The organism is Polaromonas potterensis, assembly GCF_033446725.1.
Classification (GTDB): Bacteria; Pseudomonadota; Gammaproteobacteria; order Burkholderiales; family Burkholderiaceae_C; genus Polaromonas.
This window is the reverse complement of sequence record NZ_JAWQLX010000004.1, coordinates 150,467-168,912: the sequence shown is the minus strand read 5'-3', so window position 1 is coordinate 168,912 and position 18,446 is coordinate 150,467. Positions and strand designations below refer to the sequence as shown.

Here is an 18,446-nt window from a genome sequence, read left to right as displayed (position 1 = left end):
TGAAGACGGGTATGGCGTGGCTTGATGCCGGCATGAGGCGTGGCGCCACCCTGCAGCGGACCGGTGTTGGCACCAACGCGCCGATCAGGCTGGTCGGCTCACCGAGGTCAGGGCCGAGATGGGGGAACAGCCTTCAATGCGCCATCAACACCGGCAGCGTCATGGACTGCAAAACCACCCGCGAGGTGCCGCCCAGCAACCACTCGCGTGCGCGGCTGTGGCTGTAGCAGCCCATGACCAACAGGTCGGCATCAAGATCAAACGCACGTGACAGCAGCAGCTCGCCCAGTTCCCCCGACTTCTTGCCTTGAGGGTGCCAGCTTGCCTCGATACCCTGCAACTTGAGGTAGCCGGACAGGCTCAGCCCATCGCCGGTGATCAGCACGTCCTGGTCTTCCTCCGTCCAGCTGATCACATGGACGCGTCTGGCCGCCTGAAGCAGAGGCATGGCCGCGGCAACGGCGCGAGCCGTTTCCCGTGTCGGCTTCCATGCAATGACGACCGTTTCGCCCAGCGTCGCAGGAACCCCGGCGTAAGGCAGTATCAAGGCCGGTTTGCCGCTGATCGCCATCACCGTCTCGGCAAAATCGAAGGGCACGTCTACACATTCGACGTCCGAGGGATCGTACTGGCCCAGCACCAGCAGATCCGCATACAGCGCCTGCTGAGCGAAGGCCCCCATCACAGGAAAGTCACAAGCCTCGGCCCACGAGACCGGTAGGCCGGTCGACGCCAGCGAACTGTCAAACATGGCACGCGCCCGGACCCGCCGCTGGTCATCCAGGTCACGCAAGGTCGCGGCGACGCCGGGACCGAGCTCGGGTGTAAACGGCAGTTCCACCAGATTGGGGGTCGCGGCGTACAGGGCCGACACAGCAGCGCCAAGACGCTTTCCGAGCTGGCGCGCGACCTTCAGCCGCTGTTCTGCACGCGGCGAAGCATCCAGGTGAACAAGCAGTTGCATGCGGGACGTTTTCATGGCGAACCTCCGTCGGCAGGGTTGTTGCCACTCAACTTTAATACACCGTCCCCGACAGATGTTGACAATCGTCAACCAAAAGGCACAGCGACCAAAGTGTCGCCCGCGCCACCGCCGGAAAACCGACCAACCCTAGGGTTCCAGCCGATCCGCAAAACCCTGCTTCAGCGCATAACGAATGAGATCGTTCTGATTTTGCAGCCCCAACTTTTGCATCAGGTTGACTTTGTGCGTACTCACCGTCTTCACCGAGAGGCTGAGCCGGGCCGCGATATCGGTCACGGTCACGCCGTCCACCAACAGGCGAAACACTTCGAACTCGCGGTTGGACAGGCTTTCCTGCGGCGACACTTCGCTGCCCGGCATGGCGCCCAGGGCCAGCTGCTCGGCCACCTCGGCGCTGATGAAAGCGCCGCCTGCCGCAATCTTGCGGATCGCCTGTTCCAGTTGCGCCGGCGCACTTTCCTTGGTCAGGTAACCGCTGGCGCCGGACTTGATGGCGCGCACGGCGTATTGCAGCTCCTGGTGCATGCTCAGCACCAGGATACGCAGCTTGGGTTTCTCGGCGCGCACCAGCCGGATCAGCTCCATGCCACTGCGCCCCGGCATGGACAAATCCAGCATCAAGACGTCAAAGCTGAGTTCACGCACCCGCTGCATGACCTCGGTGCCGTCGGCCGCCTCGCCAACCACCTGCAGGCCGTCGACCGAAGAAACAATACGTTTGAGGCCTTCACGCACGATGGCGTGGTCATCGGCGATCACGATGCGGATCAAGACGCGGCTCCTGTTTCAAGCACTGGGATACGCACGTCGATACAGGTGCCCTGCCCCGGCTGGCTGTGGATGGTGATGGTGCCCTTGAGCAGTTGCGTGCGTTCGCGCAAGCCCATCAGGCCCAGGGAATAAGGTTTGCGCGGCATGGTCGGCAAAAAGCCGCGCCCGTTGTCACGCACCCGCAGCACCACCGCGCCCGGCATCCGGTCGATCTGGACTTCCACCTGCGAAGCCTGGGCGTGTTTGGCCACGTTGGCCAGCGACTCTTGCACGATGCGAAACACCGCGGTGGCATAAGGTTCATGCAGTTCCACGTCTTCGTCCACCGACAGCGTGCAGGCCACACCCGTGCGCTGACCGAAGTTCTGGACCAGCCACTCGGTGGCCGCCGCCAGACCAAGGTCGTCCAGCAGCAAGGGCCGCAGGTCGGCGGCGATGCGCCGCGTGGCAGCCACCGTGGTGTCCAGCATGAGCAACATGTCACCCAGTTTGGCGGCGACCACGGACTCGCCGCCAGGGAGTTTGTCGCGCACCCAGATGGTGTCCATCTTGAGTGCGGTCAGGGACTGCGCCAATTCGTCGTGCAGCTCGCGCGCGATGCGGGTTTTTTCGCCTTCCAGAATCGCGTGGGCCTCGGAGGCGAAAGCGCTCAGTTCTTCCTGGGTACGCACCCGCTCGGTGACGTCGCGCAGGATCACGGTGAAGAGCCGGCCTTCGGCTGTTTCAAGCTGGGAGATCGAGGCTTCCATCGGAAACTCCTCGCCATTGGCGCGTTGCCCATAAAGCACGGTGCCGTCGCCCATGCGCCGCGAGGTGGTGCCGGTGGTGGAAAACCGCTGGATATGTTCGCCATGACCCGCGCGAAAACGCGCCGGCATCAAGGTTTCCAGGCGTTCGCCCAAGGCTTGCTGGCTGGGCCAGCCGAAGATTTTTTCAGCCGCCCGGTTGTACAGGACGATACGTTGCTCGCCGTCCACCGTGATGATCGCATCCATGGCCGAATCCAGCAGACCGGCCAAACGCGCGGCGGCGCCATCCAGCGCTTGCCCGCTGGCGCGGCGCTGAACCGCTTCGCGGCGCGCATGAAAAGCTGCGAGCACGGCGGTAGCCAGCGCCAGCGCCACCACCGCGGCCATGGCCAGGCCGGAGCGCCAGCCCGCCGCCAGGCCCAGACAGGCCAGCAAGGTCAAGGCGGCCAACACGGCCAGGGCCAGCGCTGCCGAACGCTGCGGCACGGCAGCCCGGTAGGAAGGCCCGAAGGAGGTGTAAGGCACGGAGAGGTCTTGTTCTGAAACGATGCCTTGATCTTACCGCCGGGGTGCTCGACGCCAGAACAAGGACGCCGCCTGCGCACTGGATACGGCGTGGGTCAGCGCAAGACAGCGGACTTGAGCCCAAGGTACCGCCACAGAGTTTTTTAATAAAAAAGGCCTGTAGCCCCCGCCCTTTGGGCGCAAGCAGCTATCAATAGAGGAGCGAATCCCCTCCAGAACAGCCAGCCCGACAGCAGACGCCATTCGGCTGGATGTTATTGCCGTGGCCCCCGATTCACGTCTGCCGAGGGCATGCCCAACATCGCCGTGAGTGTGCTGGAGGCCATGCAAACCAGCCAGAAGGCGAAAAAAGCTGCGGTGTACACGCCCTGGCGGGACAGCTCCAGCGGCTGGCCCGACCAGTGCAACTCGCGCGGGTCCACCAGCGCAAACACCAGCAGCTCCAGCAGGCAGGCCATCAGGAAAGCCGGCCACAGGATCATCATGATTTTTTTCTTCCACATCTAACGTGTCTCCTTCTTTGATCTGGCGGGGGCCGGTCGCCTAGCGGCCCCCAGCGGCTGCCGGTGTGGCCGCGTGGTTGCGACCCTGCAACGCTGGTGCCAGCGACTTGTCCCTGTCGGCCAAGGTCTGGTTGATGCGGATGCCCTGGCGGTAGTAGTCCCCGGCCACCACCGGATCGGGCGTGCGAATCGCCAGCCAGAGCGTGACGAAACCGGCAACCACCACGGCCGCCGGCCCGGCAATCACCATCCAGACCAGCGGAAACTTCCACCAGGGCGCCTCTGGCGTGCAAGTGTTGTCAGTGTTCATCTTGTGTCCTTGAAGTTCATCGGGGTACCAGGAAAACCGCTTTTTCGGACACCCGCGCGTTGCCGTCGGCGGACGAGACCTCGAAAAACACGGTGTGTGAACCGGCCGCAGCACTGCCGTAAGGCAGTTGCAAACGCACGGCCACCCAGCGCGACTGGGCCGCGTCAACCGCCACAGGTTGGTCCGGCGACACCTTCAGGTCCGCCAGGCCGCTCGCTTCAATACGGTAATGCTGCAGTTGCTCGGTCGCGTTCATGATCTGCAGGCGGTACACATTTTCAAGCTGCCCGCCTTCGGTGATACGTGCCAGCGAAGCGCGGTCACGCACCACATCAACCTTGAGCGGCGTGCGCAACACCAGGCTGGCCAACAGGCCAAAACACAAGACCGCCAGCACGCCGGTGTAAAGCAACACACGCGGCCGCAACACGCGGCGCACCACCTGCCGGGGGCTCCAGCGCGCAGCCATGCTGTTTTGTGTGGCGTAACGGATCAGGCCACGCGGCGCGGCCAGGCGGTCCATCATGGTGTTGCAGGCGTCTATACACAGGCCGCAGCCAATACATTCGTATTGCAGGCCTTCACGGATATCGATGCCGGTCGGGCAGACCTGGACACACAAGCCGCAATCGACGCAGTCGCCCAGGCCTTGTGCCCTGGCATCGCTGCCTCTGGCGTGCAGGCCGCGCGGCTCGCCGCGCAGCGTGTCATAACTCACGATGAGTGTGTCGCGGTCAAACATTGCGCCCTGGAAGCGTGCGTAAGGACAGATGTATTTGCACACCTGCTCACGCATGAAGCCGGCATTGCCATAGGTGGCGAAACCGTAGAAAAACACCCAGAATACTTCCCAGGAATCCATGCGTGCCTGCAGGAATTCCATGCCAAGTTCGCGGACAGGCGTGAAATAACCGACGAAGGTGAAACCCGTCCACACCGCGATGCCCAGCCAGACCAAGTGCTTGGCCCCTTTCTTGAGCAGCTTGTCGGCGGAAACGCCCCCCTTGTCCAGGCGCATGCGTGCGATGCGGCTGCCCTCAATCTTTTGCTCCACCCACAGGAACATCTCGGAGTACACGGTTTGCGGGCAGGCGTAGCCGCACCACAAACGCCCGGCCACCGCGGTGAACAAAAACAAGGCCAGCGCCGAAACCACCAGCAGCCCTGTCAGGTAGATCAGGTCCTGCGGGTACAGCACCAACCCGAAAATGTAAAACCGCCGTGCGCCCAGGTCGAACAACACCGCCTGGCGCTGGCCCCATTCGAGCCAGGGCAAGCCGTAAAACACCAGTTGGGTCAGCCACACCATGGCCCAGCGCCAGCGCGCAAACAGGCCGCGGACACTGCGCGGATAAATCTTCTGATGCGCGGCGTACAGGCCGCCCTCCCCCTCCTGCGCCACAGCGATGGGAATAACCTTGCGTACAGGCAACGGAGCTTCTGGCATGGGCTGGCTCAGGGGGCCGCAGACGGCTTGTTGGACAGGCCCCAGACGTAGGCAGCCAACACATGAATCTGCGCCTCGGTCAGCCGCCCTTGTTGCGCCGGCATCGCACTGGTCTTGCCGGTGTTGATGATGGCCATGATGGCCTCCTGCCCATAACCGTGCAGCCACACCTTGTCGTTGAGCCGGGGCGCACCCAGCGCGAGGTTGCCCACGCCGCCGACACCGTGGCAGGCCGCACAGGCATTGAACTTGGCTTTGCCCAGGCCGGCCCGCAGCGAATCGTGCGGACTGCCGGACAGGCTGAGCACGTAGTTGGCGACGTTTTTCACGTCATCGGGCGTGCCCACGGCGGCGGCCATGGGCGGCATCACGCCGGTGCGGCCTAGGTGTATGCTTTCCCGGATTTTTTCGGGCGATCCACCGTACAACCAGTCGCTGTCAGTCAGGTTCGGAAAACCCTTGCTGCCGCGTGCGTCGGAGCCATGGCACTGCGCGCAGTTGTTGAGAAAAAGCCGCTCGCCGATGGCCATGGCTTTCGGGTCAGCAACCACTTCCTCGGCAGGCAGGGCCGCGTAGGCGGCATACACCGGCGCCAGCTCGCGATCCGCCTTGGCCATGTCCTTGGCGTATTCACCCTCCGTGCTCCATCCCAGTTCACCCGGGTAGGTGCCCAGCCCCGGGTAAGCCACCAGGTAAGCCAGCGAAAACACAATGGTGAGCACAAACAAGCCCATCCACCAGCGCGGCATGGGGTTGTTCATCTCGCGCAAATCTTCGTCCCAGACGTGGCCGGTGGTGTTGTCCGCGGCGCCGGCTGTGCGTCCGCGTGCGGTCAGCCAGAGCAGCAGGCCACAAGCCCCGATGCTGAGCAGCGACAAATAAGTGACGTAGTGCGACCAGAAATCGCTGAAAAAATCGCTCATGGTGTTTTCTCAATCCTGCTCGAAAGGCAATCGGGCGGCTTCGTCAAAGCCCTGCGCATGCCGGCGCGAAAAGGCCCAGACCAGGATGCCGATGAAAGTGATGAAGGAGGCCAAGGTGGCTGCGATTCTCAAGGTGGTGATATCCATGGGGATCTCCCTATTTCAGCGCGAGGCCGAGTGACTGCAGGTAGGCCACCAGCGCATCCATCTCGTTTTTTCCCTGGACGTCGGCGGCGGTCGAGGCAATTTGCGCGTCGCCAAAGGGCACGCCGACACGGCGCAAGGCGCGCAAATGGGTGGCGGCCTCGCTCGCATTCAAGGTCGACTTCTCCAGCCAAGGGTAGGCCGGCATATTCGACTCGGGCACCAGGTCGCGCGGATTGTTCAGGTGGATACGGTGCCACTCGTCGCTGTATTTGCCGCCCACGCGGTGCAGGTCGGGTCCGGTGCGTTTGCTGCCCCACTGGAAGGGATGGTCGTAGACAAATTCGCCGGCCACCGAATAGTGGCCGTAACGCAGGGTCTCAGCCCGAAACGGACGAATCATCTGTGAGTGACAGTTGTAGCAACCTTCACGCACATAGATGTCCCGGCCCAGCACCTGCAGGGTGGTCGGCGGCAACATGCCTGAGATCACCTGGGTGGTCGACTTCTGGAAAAACAGCGGCACGATTTCCACCAGGCCGCCTATGGCGACGACCAGCAGGATCAGCACAATCATCAAAAAGTTGTTGGTTTCGATCTTCTCGTGCGAGAAGCCGGTTTTTGGCGTGTTCGAACTCATGGTGATTTCCTCAGGCGGGGACAGCAAGGGTCGCGGGGATAGTCGCGCTGACGGCGCGGCGCGATCTCACGGTCATCCAGACGTTCCAGGCCATGAGCAGCATGCCGCCCAGGTAGAGCAGGCCACCTATCAGGCGCACCACGTAATAGGGGTAAGTGGCTTTCACACTTTCCACAAAGGTGTAGGTCAACGTGCCGTCGGTGTTGACCGCACGCCACATCAGGCCTTGCATCACGCCGGCAATCCACATCGCGGCGATATACAACACCACGCCCAGGGTCGCCATCCAGAAGTGCACTTCGATCGCCTTGATGCTGTGCATCTCGGTGCGGCCGTACAAGCGCGGGATCAGGTAATAGAGCGATCCCATGGTGATGAACCCGACCCAGCCCAACGCACCGGCGTGTACGTGGCCGATCGTCCAGTCGGTGTAGTGGCTCAGGGCGTTGACGGTCTTGATCGACATCATGGGCCCCTCGAAGGTCGCCATGCCATAGAAGGACAAGGCCACAATCAGGAAACGCAGGATGGGGTCGGTGCGCAACTTGTGCCAGGCGCCCGACAGCGTCATGACACCGTTGATCATGCCGCCCCAGCTGGGCGCCAGCAGGATCAGCGAAAACACCATGCCAATGGATTGTGTCCAGTCAGGCAGCGCGGTGTAGTGCAGATGGTGCGGACCCGCCCACATATAGGTGAAGATCAGCGCCCAGAAGTGGACGATGGACAGGCGGTAGGAGTACACCGGCCGGCCGGCCTGTTTGGGGATGTAGTAATACATCATTCCGAGAAAACCTGCGGTGAGAAAAAAGCCCACCGCGTTATGGCCGTACCACCACTGCACCATCGCGTCCTGCACGCCGGCATAGGCCGAATAACTTTTCATCCAGCCGGCGGGAATGGCCGCGCTGTTGACGATGTGCAGCAGCGCCACGGCAATGATGAAGGCGCCGTAAAACCAGTTGGCCACATAAATGTGACGCACCTTGCGCATACCTATGGTGCCGAAAAACACAATCGCGTAGGCGACCCAGACCGCGGTGATCAGGATGTCAATCGGCCACTCCAGCTCGGCGTATTCCTTGCCCGAGGTGTAACCCAGCGGCAGGCTGATGACCGCGCCCACAATGACGGCCTGCCAGCCCCAGAACACAAAAGAGGCCAGCGCGGGCGCGAACAGCCGGACCTGGCAGGTGCGCTGCACCACATGAAAACTGGTGGCCATCAGCGCGCAACCACCAAAAGCAAAAATCACCGCGTTGGTGTGTAAGGGCCGCAGCCTGCCGTAACTGAGCCAGGACACACCGAGGTTGAGTTCGGGCCAGGCCAGCTGCGAGGCGATGATGACACCGACCAGCATGCCGACCACGCCCCAGACCACGGACATCAGGGCAAACTGCCGCACCGCAGTGTCGTGGTAAATGGCGGCGGGGGTTGGGGAAGGATTCATGAAGCACCTTTTTCTAGACGCTCCCAGTGTCCGCGCCGGGGCACGGCGCTCAGTTGATACAAATCAATCGGAGTGCAGAATGCGCTCGGCTTCCTGCTCCATCGCTTCAAACTGGCCGCGCCAGACGGCCCAGCCCAGCGCCGCAATAATCATCAGCGCCAGCACCACCGACAAGGGAATCAGTAAAAAAAGAATGTCCATCTCAATGCGGCGCCGGGGTGCGGGCCAGCCGCGCCGAGTTCAACACCACCAACAGTGAACTGCCGGCCATGCCCAGGCCAGCCAGCCAGGGCGGCATGAAACCCAGCACCGCCAGCGGCACACACACGGCGTTGTACAAAGCGGCCCAGCACAGGTTCTGGCGCACCACGCTGCGTGTGCGACGCGCCAGTTGCAGCAGCGTGGCGACGGCCGACAGCTGGCCACCCAGCACCACAAAGTCGGACTTCGCCTGCGCCAGCGGCACAGCTTGTCCCATGGCCACCGACACGTCCGCGCGGGCCAGCACCGGCCCGTCGTTCATGCCGTCGCCCACCATGGCCACGCAATGGCCTTGCGCCTGCAGTTGACGCACATGGTCCAGCTTGCCCTCCGGCGAACGTTCGCCATAACACCAGGTGATGCCGGCGCGCCAGGCCAGCCGGTTGACCGCCTGGTGCTGGTCGCCGGAGAGTAATTGAACCCGGCATCCCAGCTTGTGCAAGGCATCCACCGCGGGAACAGCATCGGCGCGCAAGGCTTCGTCGAGCGCGAAGCTGGCCAGCCAGCCTTTTTCATCGGCCAGGTGCACCTGCGGGCCCATCACCAGCCGGTCGGTGGCCGGGGCCCGGCAGAACTCCGCCGAGCCCAGAAACAGCCAGCGTGGCGCACAGCCGCCGGCCTTGCCCACCCGACCCCGCAGCCCGCGGCCCACGACCTCTTTCACCTCGGTGACGGTCCAGCCGCCCGGCAGGAAACTGTCGGCGACGGCGCGGGACACCGGATGCAAGGAATGTTGGGCCAGCGCGGCCGCCAGTTCACCCAGGCCGGCCGGGTCACCACCCGGCGCCGTGGTGGTCCTGATCACCTTCATGCGGTCTTCGGTCAAGGTGCCGGTTTTGTCGAAGACCACGGTGTCCACCGCGGCGCAGGCTTCCAGCGCCTGCAGACGGCGCACCATCACCCCCTGGCGCGCGAGTGTGCCGGCCGCCGCGAGTGTCGCAGCCGGCGTGGCCAGCGACAAGGCGCAGGGGCAGGTGACGATCAGCACGGCCACGGCCACGCCGATGGCATGGGCCGGGTCCACCGGCCACCACCATGCGGCGGCGCCCGCACTGGCCAGCAGCACCAGCAGCAGGAAAGGGCTGGCGATGCGGTCGGCGATCTGCGCCAGCTGCGGTTTCTGCACCGAGGCCTGCTCCATCAGCGCCACAATGCCGGCATACCGGGTGTCGGGGCCGACACGCTCCACCCGCACCAGCAACAAGCCGCTCAGGTTGTGGCTGCCGGCAATCACCGCGCTGCCCGGGCCACGCCGCAGCGGCGTGGACTCGCCGGTCAGCAGGGCTTCGTCCACCCGGCTTTCACCGATGGCCACGCGGCCGTCTGCGGGAATCACCCCCCCCGGCAACACACGAACCACATCACCGGTGGCCAGGCTGCGTACCGCCACGCGCCGGAATTCGCCGTCCGCATCCTGCCGCTCCACGCTGTCGGGCAACCTGCGCATCAGCGCTTCCAGCGAACCCGCCGTGCGATCACGCAGGCGCTGCTCCAACAGGCGCCCGGACAGCAGGAAAAACACAAACATGGTCACCGAGTCGTACCAGACCTCCGCGCCCAGCAGCCCGGCCGGCTCGAAGGTGGCAGCCGTGCTGGCGCCAAACGCGATGAGGATGCCCAGGCTCACCGGCACATCCATGCCTATGCGTTGATGGCGCAGGTCACGCAGCGCCGCTGCAAAAAAAGGCCAGCAGGAAAACAGCAACACCGGCAGCGTCAACACCCAGGAGGCCCAGCGCAACAAGGCCTGCGCGTCAGGGCTGATCTCGCCGGGTGCCGCCAGATAGGCCGGCGCGGCATACATCATCACCTGCATCATGCAAAACCCCGCCACCAGCCAGCGCCACAAGAGCAACCGTTGGGCTTGCAGGCGTGGCGCCGCCGACAACAGGTCCCCCGCGGCCAGCGCCGCATAACCGGCACGCTGCAGCGCCGCCATCCAGTCCGAGGGGCGGCTGTGCGCCGGCTGCCACACCAGGCGCGCCGTGGCCGTCGCGCCATTGACCTGGACCGCGTCCACGCCGGGCAAACCACCCAGTGCCTGCTCGACCGTGAGCGAGCAGGCCACACAGTGCATGCCGTCGATGGCCAGGTAAGACTCCAGCCAGCCGTCACTACCGGCCACGGGCCGGCTGAAGCTTGTCCATTCGGCGGGGTCGTCCAACACCGCCCAGCGCGCCCTGTCTGCGGGCGGCACCGCCGCCGGGACTACGCCTTCGAAGAAATTGGCAGTTTGCATGGCACTAGGCTAACCAGCGCGGCGACCCGCGCAGTTGACCTGGATCAACCCAAAGCCGATGTACAGGCCCTAAACTGAACACCCGTTAATTGGAGAATGAGGAAAACGCCATGTACCAACGTATTCTTGTCGCCACCGATGGCTCCACCTTGTCGAAGAAAGCGGTTCGCAGCGCGATCGGGCTAGCCGGTGCCACCGACGCCAGCCTGGTGGTACTGAACGTCGTGCCGCGTTATCCGATGACTTATTTCGAAGGCGGCGTGACCATTTCGAACGAAGACGTCGGCCGCATCGAAAAAAAATGGGCCGACGACGGCCAGGCGATTGTGGATGCCGTGCAGCAGACGGCGCAAGCGGCTGGTGTCAAGGCCAAGGCCGTGATCACGCGGTCCGACCTGGTGGCCGAAGCCATCCTGGCCGCCGCCAAAAAACACAAGTGTGACCTCATCGTCATGGCCTCGCATGGCCGCAAAGGCATCAAGCGCCTGCTGCTGGGAAGTGAAACCCAGCATGTGCTCACACACAGCAGCATCCCGGTGCTGGTCTTGCGTTAAGCCGCCTGCAAGAGGACATCCATCAAAAATGGTGTCCAAGGTCGCGGCAGCCGCCGACATGAACTGGCGACTCTCTCCTGCACGGGCTTCGCATGAGTGAACTCACACTGGCTTGGCGCATCAGAGACAACACTCGCGATTAACGATTGATTAACGATTGATTAACGATTCAGCGCTTTTTTACCAAGGAAACCGACATGAGAATTCTCTTCGCCGCCGACGGCAGCCAATACACCAAAAAGGCCCTGGCCTTCCTCGTCACCCACGAGGGCCTGGCCGGCCCCGAAGGCGAAGTGATCGTGGTCAACGTGCAGGCCCCCGTTCCCGGGCGCGTGAAAACCATGCTGGGCGCAGCCACTGTCAATGCCTACCATGCCGACGAGTCGCAAAAGGTGTTGAGCCCCATCGAAAAATTCCTCAAGCGTCACAAGATCGCGTTTCGAACCCTGGCCGTGGTGGGCTCGCCAACCGCTGAAATCCTGCGGGCCGCCAAGCGGGAGAAAACACACCTGATCGTCATGGGCACCCATGGCCACGGCCTGCTGGGCCGGGCCGTGATGGGCAGCGTCGCCCAACGCGTGGTGACCGACAGCGAGATTCCCGTCCTGCTGGTCAAGTAAGCCGGTACGCGGCGAACTTGCCGGCCGCGGCAAGTCGCCTGTGCGACGCTTGCAAGCCGGTCCGCAAGGCCTTGGCCCCGGACATCCGTTCCCCCCGCCTGCAGATTGCCCGATACTCGCCATCACATAAACAAGGAGACAGTGATGGCGTTCAAATCCATTCGCAAACTGCTGGGCTGGTGCTTGCTGGCACTGGTGGTCAGCACGGGACAACTGTCCCTGGCGAGCGAGGTCACCAGCCGGTCCTTCAACTCGAAGGCCCTGAATGCGGAGTACCGCTACACCATCTACCTGCCCGATGGGTATGAAAGTGGCCGGCTGCGTTACCCCGTTCTTTTCCTGTTGCACGGCAACGGCGGCGACCACAACGAATGGCTGGTCAAAGGCCAGGTGCAAGCCACCATGGATGGCCTGATCAAGGAAGGCCGTGTGCAACCCGCCATCATCGTGATGCCAGGCGGTGGCACCAGCTGGTGGGTGGACGGCAACAAGGACAAGGCCGAAACCGCACTGATCAAGGAGCTGATTCCGCACATCGATGCGGGCTTTCGGACCATCACGGCGCGTGAAGGCCGCATGATCGCCGGCCTGTCCGCCGGCGGTTTTGGCACGGTGAACGCGGTTTTCAAATACCCCGAATTATTCATCTCCGCCGCTGCCTTGAGCCCGGCGATTTACGCACCCACGCCGCCAGCGCACTCGTCTGCCATGCGGGTGCCACCGTTCCAGAAGGACGGAAAGTTCGATCAGGCCTCGTGGGAAAGCCTGAACTACCCCGCCAGCTGGGAGGCCTACAAAAGCCGCAAGATGGTGGTGCCGATGTACATCAACAGCGGTGACCACGACACCTTCTCGATCGCCTACCACTCGGCCGGGCTGTTCCAGAAACTGTTCGAGTACCAGCCCAAGCTGGTGGAGTTCCGCGTCATCGACGGCGATCATGAATGGTCGGTCTGGCGCGACACCATTGGTGACGCCATCAAATACATGAGCGGGTTTGCGAGCCGGCCGCAGGGCGTCAAGCCCTGAGCCGATTCACTCAAGCTAAAAGGCGGACGCTTCTCGCCAGCGTCCGCCACTGACCATCCGTCAGCCGACGGATCAGGCCTTGGGCAGTGTCACCCCCACCTGCCCCTGGTACTTGCCGCCACGGTCTTTGTAGCTGACTTCGCAGACATCGTCCTTGTCGCTTTCAAAGAACAAGACCTGAGCGCAGCCCTCACCCGCATAAATCCTGGCGGGCAACGGTGTGGTGTTGGAAAACTCCAGGGTCACATAACCTTCCCACTCGGGCTCGAAGGGCGTGACGTTGACGATGATGCCGCAGCGCGCGTACGTGCTTTTACCCAGGCAGATGGTCAACACATTGCGCGGGATGCGGAAGTACTCCAGGGTGCGGGCCAGCGCGAAGCTGTTGGGCGGAATGATGCAGCTGTCGCCGTGGAAATCGACAAAACTCTTTTCATCGAAGTTTTTCGGGTCCACCACCGTGCTGTGGATGTTGGTGAAGACCTTGAACTCAGGCGCGCAGCGGATGTCGTAGCCGTAGCTGCTGGTGCCGTAGCTGATGATTTTTTTGCCTTCGCTTTCGCGGATCTGGCCCGGCTCGAAGGGGGAGATCATGCCGGTGGTCTCGGCCATGTGGCGTATCCATTTGTCGCTTTTGATGCTCATGTCGGGAAATTCCTTGGGTTGCTAGTGTGGTGTTTCATGCTTGCGGGCGCAAATAAAACCGATGGCTTTTTCCTCAGGGCAAGGCGCAAACCACAGCAATAGTCCCACTATTGCGAGGATTTGCAACGCTGCACTGGGGGAAAAGACGCGGTTTTATGCGCCCGATAGCGTGAAACACCACACTGAATTGTAGGCAAGCCAGCCCCTGACTCAATCGCTACTGATTTAATAGCTGCTTGCGCCCGTCCAGAAAGGGCCAGAGGCCAATTTCATTCATAAAAATCGGAAATTCAGGGTTTTTCCCGGCTCAGCGCATATAGCCGGTCGCCAGCGCCGCAGCGGCCGAGCGGGTCTCGACCCCGAGTTTTTCAAAAATGTGTTCCAGATGTTTGTTCACCGTGCGGTGGCTCATGCCCAGGATGTCGCCGATATCCCGGTTGGTTTTGCCCTTGGCCAGCCAGGACAAAACTTCGGTTTCGCGCAGCGTCAGCGCGGCCTGGGCCAGGCGCGAGGGTGCTGCGGCATTGGCACTGCGTTGCTCCAGCAGCAGCATGGTTTCGCCGATGCCGACCCGGCCCATGTTGCGCACCGACAAAGACACACCGGCCAGGCTGACGAAGACCTGATCCGTGTCACCGGCTAGCGCGGCATACACCGGCTCGGGCAAACGCCCCTCGACCGCCCCGTCATCCATGGTTTGCAGCCACAAGGCCGCCTGCGGCGAGCGCCAGGCAACACGCCCGCGCGCGTCGACCAGCAACACGCCAAAGCCGGCCACGTCCACGGCCTCGCGCGCCAGCCGGGTCATGCGCGCATTGCGGGTGTGGGTGTGCAGGCGCGCCACCACCTCCTGCGCACGCAGCGGCTTGACCACATAGTCCACGCCACCACAGGCAAAACCTTCCAGCACGTGCGGCGTCTCCGACAGCCCCGTCATGAAAATCACCGGAATATGCGCCAAGGCCGGGTTGGCCTTGATCTGCCGGCAGGTGTCGAAGCCCGACAAGCCGGGCATGACGGCATCGAGCAGGATGGCATCGGGCACCACCAGCTCCAAACGCTGCAGCGCGGCGTCACCGTCCCGCGCCACCAGCACGGTATAACCCTCGCCTTCCAGCGTGTCGCACAACATGCCCAGGCTGCTGGGGGCGTCGTCGACCACCAGCACCACCGGGCGTTGTTCATCGGCGTCTTCAAGCATCAGCGCCCTCCATCAAATGGTCGAGCAGCAGCTCCAGCTCGCAGCGGCTGACGTAGCCGCGTAGCCGGGTGCAGCTGGCGGCGAGCGCCGGGTCTTGCGCCGTCACACGGTCGAGCAGGCGGTGCAGGCCGTGCACATGGCCCAGGTGCACCAGCCGGATCAGTCCGGCGCGGGCTTCTTCCGGCAAGGGGAGGAGTACATCAGCCGGGCCGGCCGGCAGCAGCACCGGCGAGACGACGGACGTGACCCACGCCAGCCCCAGGTGGCGCTGCAGGGCGGCCATCAGCTCGGACTCCAGCACCGGCTTGCCAACAAAAGCCTGGCAGCCCGCGGCTTTCAAGCGCGATGGCTGGTTTTCAAACACATTGGCCGACACCACGATGATGGGCACACGCTCATACCCTTGGCGGCGTATCTGCGTGGCGGTCTGCCAGCCGTCCATGTCATCCATGCTGATGTCGAGCAGGATGGCGTCCGGCACCTCGTCTTTCAGGCTGTCAATACATTCCTGGCCGCTGGCGGCCTCCTTGATCTCAAAACCCAGCGGCGTGAGCATGCCGGCCAGCATCTGGCGCTGCACCGGCTGGTCGTCCACCACCAGCAGCGTCCTGCGTTGGCCGAAGAAACCGGCGATCTGCTGGGGCGGATCGGCCAGCGGGCCGGGGTCGTCGATCTCGCGCAGGTAGAGCCGCACGCTGAAAGTGCTGCCTTTGTCCGGCGTGCTTTGCAGGGCCAGGTCGCAGCCCATCAAGGCGGTCAGCAAACCCGTGATGGTCAGGCCCAGACCGGTCCCCGGGTCACCGCGGCGGCGACCCGCAGCGCCGCGCTCGAAGGGTAAAAAGATGCGCTGCTGGTCCTGCGGCGCAATGCCTATGCCAGTGTCCACCACGTCAAAGCGGATCACCTCGCGCCGGCAATCCACATGCAGGGTCACGCTGCCGCTGTCGGTGAAACGCACCGCATTGCTCAGCAGGTTGATGATGATCTGGCGCAGACGTTTGGCATCGGCCTGCACCCAGGCCGGCATGCGGCCGCTGTGGCTGTAGATGAAGTCCACCCCCTTGGCCTCGGCTTGCGGGCGCACCATGCTGACCAGCCCTTCCAGGAAGTCAGGCAGGGGCAGGGGAACGGGCTCCAGCCGCAGCCGCCCGGCCTCGATGCGGGCCAGGTCCAGCAGGCCGTCCACCAGCTGCAGCAAATGCTCGCCGCTGCGCTGAATGGTCTGCACCGCCTCACGCGGCATGTGGGCCAGCGCCTCGCTTTTGAGCAGGATTTGCGAATAACCCAGGATGCTGTTGAGTGGCGTGCGCAGCTCGTGTGTCATGCCGGCCACATAACGCGTCTTCGCCTGGTTGGCGGACTCGGCCAGCTCCTTGGCGGTTTGCAGCGCGGCGTCGGTGCGCTGGTGCGCCGCTATCTCGCGCGAGAGCAACTGGTTCTGCCGGTTCGACTCGTCCTGCGCCATGCGCCGGCTTTCGCTGCCCAGCACCACCCACCAGCTGCAGACGGCGATGATCAGCAGCAGCATGGCAAACACTTTCACCAAAGCCGAGCGCAACATGCCACTCGGATCGGCGGAAAAAGGCAGGGCCGCCTCCTGCGTGTACACCATGCCCATCACCGTGGCCAACAACGCGCACAGCGACAACATCACGACCAGGTAGTGGCCCACACGAAAATTGACCCGCCTCGACAGCGCGCTGGGCAGCAACATGCCGAGAAACTGTTCGGCCTGTTCGGCGGCGCGCGAGCCTGTCTTGCAGCGGTCGTGGCAGCGCGACTCCAAGGTGCAGCACAGCGAGCAAATGGGTGCGCCGTAGGCCGGGCAGCTCGCCATGTCTTCGGCTTCGAAGGCGTTTTCACACACATGGCAGCGCACCCTCTGACCCGGCGCGCCCATGGCCTCGGGCTGGCGGGCGATGTAATAACGTCCCTTCGTCAGCCAGGCCAGCAGCGGCGACAACAGCAATGCCAAACCAAGGGCAATAAAGGGTGAAAAGGCCTCGGCCTGCGGACCCATGGCGCCAGTGTAGGCCACCACCGCGACCGTGGCCGCCAGCAGCATGGACCCCAGGCCCACAGGGTTGATGTCGTACAAATGCGCCCGTTTGAACTCGATGCCTTTCGGGCTCAGGCCCAGCGGCTTGTTGATGACCAGGTCGGCGACCAGCGCACCGACCCAGGCAATCGCCACATTGCCATACAGCCCCAGCACCTTTTCGAGCGCGGAAAAAACATCCAGCGTCATCAGCAGCAGCGCGATGGCCACGTTGAACACCAGCCACACCACGCGGCCGGGATGGCTGTGTGTCAAACGCGCGAAGAAGTTGGACCAGGCCAGCGAGCCGGCATAGGCGTTGGTCAGGTTGATCTTGAGCTGAGACACCACCACGAAGATCACTGTAGCCGCCAGCACCCAGGCCGGGTTGCTGAACACATAGGCGAAGCCGGCCAGGTACATCTGGGTCGGCTCCATCGCCCTGGACGCCGGCAGCTCCTGCTGAAGCACCAAAAAGGCGAGGAAGGCGCCGCCCAACATTTTCAGCATGCCCAACACGATCCAGCCCGGCCCGGCCAGCAGCACGGCAGCCCACCAGCGTTTTCGGTTGGCGTGGGTTTTTTCGGGCAGGAAGCGCAAAAAGTCCACCTGCTCGCCCACCTGCACCACCAACGAGAACGCCACCGTTGCCGCCGCACCAAACATGAGCGGATCGAACTCGCTGCTGCCCGAGCTGCGGCCGGTCAAGCCGGTGAAGTCAAAAAATGCCTGAGGATTTTTCCAGAGCACGGCCAGGTAGGGCAGCAATAGCAACACACCCCACAGCGGCTGTGTCCACATCTGCAGCCGCGAGATCAGCGTGATGCCGCGAACCACCAGGGGCACGATCACCACGGCGCTGATCACGTAACACCAGGCAATCGGGATGGCCAGGTACATCTGCAGCGCCAGCGCCATGATGGCCGCCTCCAGCGCGAAAAAGATGAAGGTGAAACTGGCGTAGATCAGCGAGGTGATGGTCGAGCCGAGGTAGCCAAAGCCGGCCCCGCGCGTCAACAAGTCCATGTCCACGCCATAACGCGCCGCGTAATAACTGATGGGCAGGCCGGTCAGAAAGGTGATCAGCCCGACGACCAGGATGGCCCACAAGGCATTCGTGAAGCCGTAGTTCAGCGCAATCGCGCCGCCTATGGCCTCCAGCGCGAGAAAAGAAACCGCACCAAAAGCGGTGTTGCCGACGCGCCATTCCGACCACTTGCGAAAGCCGCGCGGCGTGTAACGCAAGGCGTAGTCCTCAATCGATTCGTCGGCGACCCAGGCGTTGTATTCGCGGCGTATGCGAAATATTTTTTGTGTGGCAATGGTCAAGGGCGCTCTCCGGCGAAGGGCTGCAACAGGTCTGCAAGCCGCCTGCAACCGGGTTCGCAAGAAGTGTGCCCGCATCTGGTGCA

General features: G+C 63.2%; 18 protein-coding genes. 3 read left to right on the top strand and 15 right to left on the bottom strand.

The window, feature by feature from the left end:
• Positions 1–133: 133 nt before the first annotated feature.
• The 12 genes from R6254_RS09605 to R6254_RS09550 form a co-directional block, all read right to left on the bottom strand.
• Positions 134–979, bottom strand: a complete 846-nt coding sequence (locus R6254_RS09605; protein ID WP_318406354.1) for a universal stress protein — start codon at positions 977–979, stop codon at positions 134–136.
• Between the two features lie 132 nt (positions 980–1,111).
• Positions 1,112–1,756, bottom strand: a complete 645-nt coding sequence (locus R6254_RS09600) for a response regulator transcription factor (RefSeq protein WP_318406353.1) — start codon at positions 1,754–1,756, stop codon at positions 1,112–1,114.
• A complete protein-coding gene (locus tag R6254_RS09595; protein WP_318406352.1) occupies positions 1,753–3,030 on the bottom strand; it encodes a PAS domain-containing sensor histidine kinase in 1,278 nt (425 codons plus the stop codon). Before R6254_RS09595 ends, R6254_RS09600 begins: the two co-directional genes overlap by 4 nt.
• A gap of 254 nt (positions 3,031–3,284) precedes the next feature.
• Positions 3,285–3,515 (bottom strand): hypothetical protein, encoded by a 231-nt coding sequence (locus tag R6254_RS09590; RefSeq protein WP_412103142.1) that lies wholly within the window; start codon positions 3,513–3,515, stop codon positions 3,285–3,287.
• 58 nt (positions 3,516–3,573) lie between these two features.
• Positions 3,574–3,843: a FixH family protein gene (locus R6254_RS09585; protein ID WP_318406348.1), complete on the bottom strand. Its 270-nt coding sequence runs from the start codon at positions 3,841–3,843 to the stop codon at positions 3,574–3,576.
• Positions 3,844–3,859: 16 nt separating this feature from the next.
• Positions 3,860–5,290, bottom strand: coding sequence for a cytochrome c oxidase accessory protein CcoG (gene ccoG / locus R6254_RS09580; protein ID WP_318406346.1), 1,431 nt, complete (start codon positions 5,288–5,290; stop codon positions 3,860–3,862).
• A gap of 8 nt (positions 5,291–5,298) precedes the next feature.
• On the bottom strand, positions 5,299–6,213 hold the full coding sequence (ccoP, locus tag R6254_RS09575) for a cytochrome-c oxidase, cbb3-type subunit III (protein WP_318406344.1): 915 nt from the start codon (positions 6,211–6,213) through the stop codon (positions 5,299–5,301).
• 9 nt (positions 6,214–6,222) lie between these two features.
• Complete coding sequence (locus tag R6254_RS09570; RefSeq protein WP_318406343.1) at positions 6,223–6,360, bottom strand: cbb3-type cytochrome oxidase subunit 3; 138 nt, start codon at positions 6,358–6,360, stop codon at positions 6,223–6,225.
• A gap of 10 nt (positions 6,361–6,370) precedes the next feature.
• On the bottom strand, positions 6,371–6,997 hold the full coding sequence (ccoO, locus tag R6254_RS09565; RefSeq protein WP_318406341.1) for a cytochrome-c oxidase, cbb3-type subunit II: 627 nt from the start codon (positions 6,995–6,997) through the stop codon (positions 6,371–6,373).
• Between the two features lie 10 nt (positions 6,998–7,007).
• Positions 7,008–8,447: a cytochrome-c oxidase, cbb3-type subunit I gene (gene ccoN, locus R6254_RS09560; protein ID WP_318406339.1), complete on the bottom strand. Its 1,440-nt coding sequence runs from the start codon at positions 8,445–8,447 to the stop codon at positions 7,008–7,010.
• Between the two features lie 63 nt (positions 8,448–8,510).
• Positions 8,511–8,648: a cbb3-type cytochrome oxidase assembly protein CcoS gene (gene ccoS, locus R6254_RS09555; RefSeq protein ID WP_318406337.1), complete on the bottom strand. Its 138-nt coding sequence runs from the start codon at positions 8,646–8,648 to the stop codon at positions 8,511–8,513.
• Position 8,649: 1 nt separating this feature from the next.
• Positions 8,650–10,947 carry a heavy metal translocating P-type ATPase gene (locus R6254_RS09550; protein WP_318406335.1) on the bottom strand — a complete coding sequence of 766 codons (2,298 nt, stop codon included), beginning with the start codon at positions 10,945–10,947 and terminating at the stop codon, positions 8,650–8,652.
• Between the two features lie 110 nt (positions 10,948–11,057).
• Between R6254_RS09550 and R6254_RS09545 the strand changes: the two genes are divergently transcribed.
• The 3 genes from R6254_RS09545 (at position 11,058) to R6254_RS09535 (ending at position 13,150) form a co-directional block, all read left to right on the top strand.
• On the top strand, positions 11,058–11,501 hold the full coding sequence (locus R6254_RS09545) for a universal stress protein (protein WP_318406334.1): 444 nt from the start codon (positions 11,058–11,060) through the stop codon (positions 11,499–11,501).
• Between the two features lie 197 nt (positions 11,502–11,698).
• Entirely contained in the window at positions 11,699–12,121 is a 423-nt protein-coding gene (locus R6254_RS09540; RefSeq protein WP_318406333.1) for a universal stress protein, read from the top strand.
• 144 nt (positions 12,122–12,265) lie between these two features.
• Positions 12,266–13,150, top strand: a complete 885-nt coding sequence (locus tag R6254_RS09535; RefSeq protein WP_318406332.1) for an alpha/beta hydrolase — start codon at positions 12,266–12,268, stop codon at positions 13,148–13,150.
• A 72-nt stretch (positions 13,151–13,222) separates the two neighbouring features.
• Here R6254_RS09535 and dcd read toward each other — a convergent pair whose 3' ends face one another.
• From dcd to R6254_RS09520, 3 genes are all read right to left on the bottom strand, one after another.
• The gene (gene dcd, locus R6254_RS09530; RefSeq protein WP_318406330.1) at positions 13,223–13,795 is read right to left on the bottom strand and encodes a dCTP deaminase; all 573 of its coding nucleotides are present in this window, start codon (positions 13,793–13,795) and stop codon (positions 13,223–13,225) included.
• Between the two features lie 307 nt (positions 13,796–14,102).
• Positions 14,103–14,996, bottom strand: a complete 894-nt coding sequence (locus R6254_RS09525) for a response regulator transcription factor (RefSeq protein WP_318406328.1) — start codon at positions 14,994–14,996, stop codon at positions 14,103–14,105.
• Positions 14,989–18,363: a hybrid sensor histidine kinase/response regulator gene (locus R6254_RS09520; RefSeq protein WP_318406327.1), complete on the bottom strand. Its 3,375-nt coding sequence runs from the start codon at positions 18,361–18,363 to the stop codon at positions 14,989–14,991. The genes R6254_RS09525 and R6254_RS09520 overlap by 8 nt, the downstream gene beginning before the upstream one ends.
• Between the last annotated feature and the right edge of the window lie 83 nt (positions 18,364–18,446).